The sequence below is a fragment of the Mesorhizobium sp. M8A.F.Ca.ET.021.01.1.1 genome, from assembly GCF_003998025.1.
Lineage (GTDB): Bacteria > Pseudomonadota > Alphaproteobacteria > Rhizobiales > Rhizobiaceae > Mesorhizobium.
The window spans coordinates 1-4,794 of sequence record NZ_RZSJ01000492.1 but is presented as its reverse complement, the minus strand read 5'-3'; the positions used below and the strand labels follow the sequence as shown (position 1 = coordinate 4,794).

The window sequence follows — 4,794 nt, the reverse complement described above, 5'->3', positions numbered from 1 at the left end:
GCATCGTCGACCAGAGCGCGGCCGACGGCCTGATCTTTTCCGGCGTGCTGGCCGATGATCCCCGTATCGACATGCTGTTCGAAAGCGGCTTTCCATTCGTGTCACTTGGCCGTTGCCGCAAGCCCCTCGTCTACGCCCATGTCGATGTCGACAATGAATGGGCGGCGTTCACCGCCACGGCGCGGCTGATCGCGGGCGGACATGAGCGTATCGCCCTGATCAACGCGGATCGGCGTCTTTCCTATGCACTGGACAGGATCGATGGATTTTCGCGGGCTTTTCATGAGGCGGGTCTTGCCGCGTCGATCGACCTCGTGGCCGACGGCGATCTGTCCACCCGCTTCGGCCGCGACAGCGCGCTCAGGCTTCTTGGCTTGCCCAATCCGCCAACCGCCCTGGTCTGCATCAACGAATCCACCACGCTGGGCGTCCTGTCGGCGCTGGGCAGCCTTGAACGGCGCGTCGGGGTGGATGTCGACGTCATCGCCTATGACGACATCAACGTCAGCGCCTATTTCACTCCGCCGATCACGACGTTCTACCAGCCGATCGAGCTTCTCGGCCGCAAGCTCGGCGAGTTTCTGCTGCGGCGCATGGCGGGCGAGGACCCGGCGGAACTCGCCCTGGTGTCGAGACCCGAACTCATCGGCCGGCAGCCGGACAATCTAGGCGGGCGAAACCGCAGTTAACCATCAAAATGGGAGGAAGAGCATGAAGAAAAACCTGATCGGGCTTGCGCTTGCGCTGCTGACAGCCGGCGCTACCAGCGCCGCCGACCTGGGCGGCAAGGTTCTGAAGGTCGGTTCCGACACCACCGCGCCGCCGATGGAAAGCGTCGACACGGCGACCGGCCAGATCGTCGGCTTCGACGTCGACGTCCTGAAGGCGGTCTGCGGCAAGATCAACTGCAAGGCCGAATTCGTCACCACCGGCTGGGACGGCATCTTCGCCGCCCTCGACCAGGGCAGTTTCGACCTGGTCGCCTCCGGCGTCTCCATCACCGACGAACGCAAGAAGGCGATGGATTTCTCCGACCCTTACATCGTCAACAGCCAGGCCGTGCTCATGCGGGTGGAAGACGAGGGTCTATCCATCGATGACTTCAAGGCGAAAGGCAAGAAGCTCTCGGCGCAGGCCAACACCACCGACGCGCAGGTCGCTGAAAGCATTGTCGGCAAGGACAATGTGGTCGCTTACGACAGTTTCGCGGCCTCGGTCATCGCGCTGAAGAACAAGGACGTCGACGGCGTTGTCATCAACGGCGCCAATGCCGCCGCCTATGAAAAGGAATTCGCCGGCGAGCTGGTCGTGCCGATCAGGAATCTCCAGTCCGATCCTCTCGGGCTGGTCTTCCGCAAGGGCGACGAGAACATCGCCGCGTTCAATGAAGGGCTGAAGGCGATCAAGGCCGACGGCAGCCTCGACGCGCTGATCGCCAAATACTGGGGCGCAAAATAGCCGCTTGAAGGACTTCGGCTCCGGCGCCTGGCGCCGGAGCCATGGGAACGGGAGGACGGGACCGGATGCAGCTTCTCATGCGCCTGCGGCCCAGCAATCTGATCATCGTCGCGGCGTTGCCGTTCATCGTCTATCTCTTTGCTTCGTCGGTTAACTACCAGCGCTCGCTTCGCGCCATCCTCGGCGTGGAGAATGGCTCGTCAGCCTTCGTGCCGGGCTTCCTGGCGCTTGCCGTCGCGTTTATCGCCGGCCTTGCCGTGGTTGTGTTCTCGCGCGCCTCGTCCAGATCGCCGCGCCTCGCGGTCGTTGCCGCCGGGATCAGCCTTGCCACCGCCATGGTGCTCGCGACAACCGGCCTGGTCCATCCCTTCGCGGCATCGGTCGTGGCGAACGCGGTCGATCCGTTCACCTCCGACCTGGTGGTTCAGGGCGTCACGCCACGGCGATTGACGGATGCCGCCGACCTCATGGTGCGCGGTCAGGCCGCTATGCTGTTGCGCGCCTATCTGGGCGTGACGATCGTGGCGCTCGGTATGTTCTTCATCGGCGCCGGTCGTGAGACCGGCAACCCGATGCAGCGTTTTGCGCGCTTGGCGCTTGCGGCGGTGAACGGCGTGGGCTTGGGCTTTTTCCTGCTTTTCGCGCATATCGCATTCGCCGCGGGTGTCGCCACGACGATCCGCGCCGCTATCGCGGCCTACATACTGGCGGCAATGATGGGGCTGCTCTGGGTCGGGCTCCTCAAGCTCAAATACAGCTGGCGGGCCGACCTGACCTGCATCGCGGCAACCATCCTCATGGTTTGCGCCGCAACGTGGTTCCTGCTTCAGCCGCGCGACAGCTACGTGCTCGTCGGCTCTCTCGCCGGGAAGGTCGCGGTCACGTCCGGCACGCCGTCCGGCATACTCGGTGCGGTCCGCTATGGGCAATTTCCGGGCGGCCCCGACAACAACGAGGTGCCGCTGCGCACCTTTCGGGGCGCGCGGGAGGCGATCGACGCGATCGGCAAGATCCCTGATGTCAGTGCTGCGCTCGTTCCAGCCGCGATGGCGCCGGACGGACTGCAGGTGCTGTGGCGAACGGAGGCGTTGAACGACCGCGACAAGGCGTTCGGCATCACGATCGCGGTGCTCGCGATCGTGCTCGGCCTGCTGACTTTCGGCGGCCATATCCACCGCAGGCACCCGCTGTCCATCGGGTCGGAATTCATCGTCGACACGATCCGCGGCATCCCGATGCTGGTCATCGTGCTCTATGTCGGCTTGCCGCTCGCCGGAGCGCTCAAGGACGCGACGCAGGGCGTGGTCGATCCGCCGAACCTGGTGCGGGGCATCGCCGCCATGGCGCTCGCCTATTCCGCCTATCTCGCCGAGATCTTCCGCTCCGGCATCAATGCAATCCCGGCGGGCCAGATCGAGGCAGCGCACAGTCTCGGCCTCAACGGCTGGCGTACCGCCCGGCTGGTCGTGCTGCCGCAGGCCTTCCGCATCATCATCCCGCCGCTAGGCAACGAGCTGATCGCCATCCTCAAGGACACGTCGCTCTTGTCGATCCTGTCGATCCGCGACATCACGCAGCGCATGCGGGAATTCCAATCGGCAAGTTTCCTGCCGTTCGCGCCCTACAACTCAGCCGCCATCTTCTACATTTTCCTGACGCTGGCCGCGGCAAGCCTCGTCAGCACCATCGAGAGAAAATATGACATCAAGCATCGATAACGCTCGCCGAGCCCTCGAAGCCCGCGCCTCCGGGCTGGTCTTTCCCCGGGGCTTCGTGTTCGGCGCCGCGACCGCGGCCTACCAGATCGAGGGCTCGCCTGATGCCGACGGCAAGGGCGAAAGCATCTGGGACCGGTTCTGCCGCATTCCGGGTGCGATCGTGGACGGCTCGAGCGGCGATGTCGCCTGCGACCACTATCATCGCTGGAAGGAGGATATCGCCGTGCTCAAGGCGCTCGGCCTTGGCGCCTACCGCTTTTCCTTCGCATGGACGCGGCTTCTTCCCGAAGGTCGTGGCGAGGTCAACGCCAAGGGCATCGCCTTCTATGACCGGCTGATCGATGATCTGCTCGAAGCCGGTATCGAGCCCTATGCAACGCTCTACCATTGGGACCTGCCGCAGGCGCTGCAGGATCGTGGCGGCTGGTACAACCGGGAAACAGCCGCCGCCTTCGCCGATTATGCCGGGCTTGCCGCCCGCAGCTTCGGCGACCGTGTCAGGAAATGGACGACGCTCAACGAACCGTGGACGTTCTGCTGGTCGGGACACGCGACCGGCGAGGACGCGCCAGGATTCCGGGACGGAGTGAAGGGCGGCGTGGCTGCCAGTCATCATGCCTTGCTGGCGCATGGCCTGGCCGTTCCGGTCATCCGGGCCGAGGTGGCGGATGCTCAGGTCGGCATCGTCTTCGATCTCAACGTCGCGGAGGCCGCCAGCGACGAGCCGCGCGATGTCGCCGCGACACGGCGCTTCGACGGCGCCCAGAACCGCTGGTTTCTCGACGCCGTCTTCAAGGGTGCGTATCCGGAGGACATGCTGGCGCTTTACGGCGATCTGTTGCCGCCGATCCACGCACAAGACAACGAGATCATCGCCGCGCCACTCGACTATCTCGGCATCAATATCTATCGCCGCTCGGTGATCGCGGCGGGTGACGAACTGGCGCCGCTGAGCTACCGGCGGGTACAGCCGGAAGGCATTTATTCGGCGGTCGACTACGAGATCTGGCCGCGCTGCATGTACGACATCCTGCGCTACGTGAACGACCGCTATGCGCCGCCGGCGATCTACATTTCCGAGAATGGCGTCGCCACGACGCCGGAAACCGTCGGCAAGGACGGGCATGTCTGGGATGATCTGCGCGCCACCTATTATGTCGACCATCTCGAGCAGGTGGCCAAGGCGGCGGCCGAGGGCGTGCCGGTGCGCGGCTATTTCGCCTGGACGCTGACCGACAATTTCGAATGGGCCTATGGCTATACGACGCCCTTCGGCATCACCCATGTCGATTTCGCGACGCAGCAGCGCCACATCAAGTATTCCGGCGACGTCTACGCAATGATCGCCCGGCAGGAGACCGCGCCCGTCGCGAAGAGCGCCTGACTTGGCTAGAGAAGGGCAAGGCGACCGGACCGTGCTGATAACCGGCGCTGCGCGCGGGCTCGGCCGCGAACTCGCGCGGCAATACGCCCAACAAGGCTGGCAGGTGATCGCTTGCGGGCGCGCACATCCGGCCCAAGCTTTCGAGGGTCGCATCGAGTTCCACCCCCTCGACGTCGCCGATCCGGCTTCAATTCTGGATCTTGCCACGCGTCTTGGTGGCAGGCCGCTGGACGT

The 4,794-nt window shown here is 64.5% G+C and carries 5 protein-coding genes; all 5 read left to right on the top strand.

Annotated features, from left to right (window positions below; all coding sequences use genetic code 11):
- Window positions 1-689 (top strand): substrate-binding domain-containing protein (locus EOA36_RS28010; RefSeq protein WP_189553387.1); only part of this gene is annotated, 689 nt, incomplete at its 5' end.
- Between the two features lie 22 nt (window positions 690-711).
- Window positions 712-1,458, top strand: coding sequence for a transporter substrate-binding domain-containing protein (locus EOA36_RS28005; protein ID WP_127280297.1), 747 nt, complete (start codon window positions 712-714; stop codon window positions 1,456-1,458).
- Between the two features lie 65 nt (window positions 1,459-1,523).
- Window positions 1,524-3,176, top strand: coding sequence for an amino acid ABC transporter permease (locus EOA36_RS28000; protein WP_127280296.1), 1,653 nt, complete (start codon window positions 1,524-1,526; stop codon window positions 3,174-3,176).
- On the top strand, window positions 3,157-4,560 hold the full coding sequence (locus tag EOA36_RS27995; protein ID WP_127280295.1) for a GH1 family beta-glucosidase: 1,404 nt from the start codon (window positions 3,157-3,159) through the stop codon (window positions 4,558-4,560). Before EOA36_RS28000 ends, EOA36_RS27995 begins: the two co-directional genes overlap by 20 nt.
- Window positions 4,561-4,591: 31 nt before the next feature.
- On the top strand, window positions 4,592-4,794 hold a 203-nt coding region (locus tag EOA36_RS27990), incomplete at its 3' end, for an SDR family NAD(P)-dependent oxidoreductase (protein WP_245464493.1).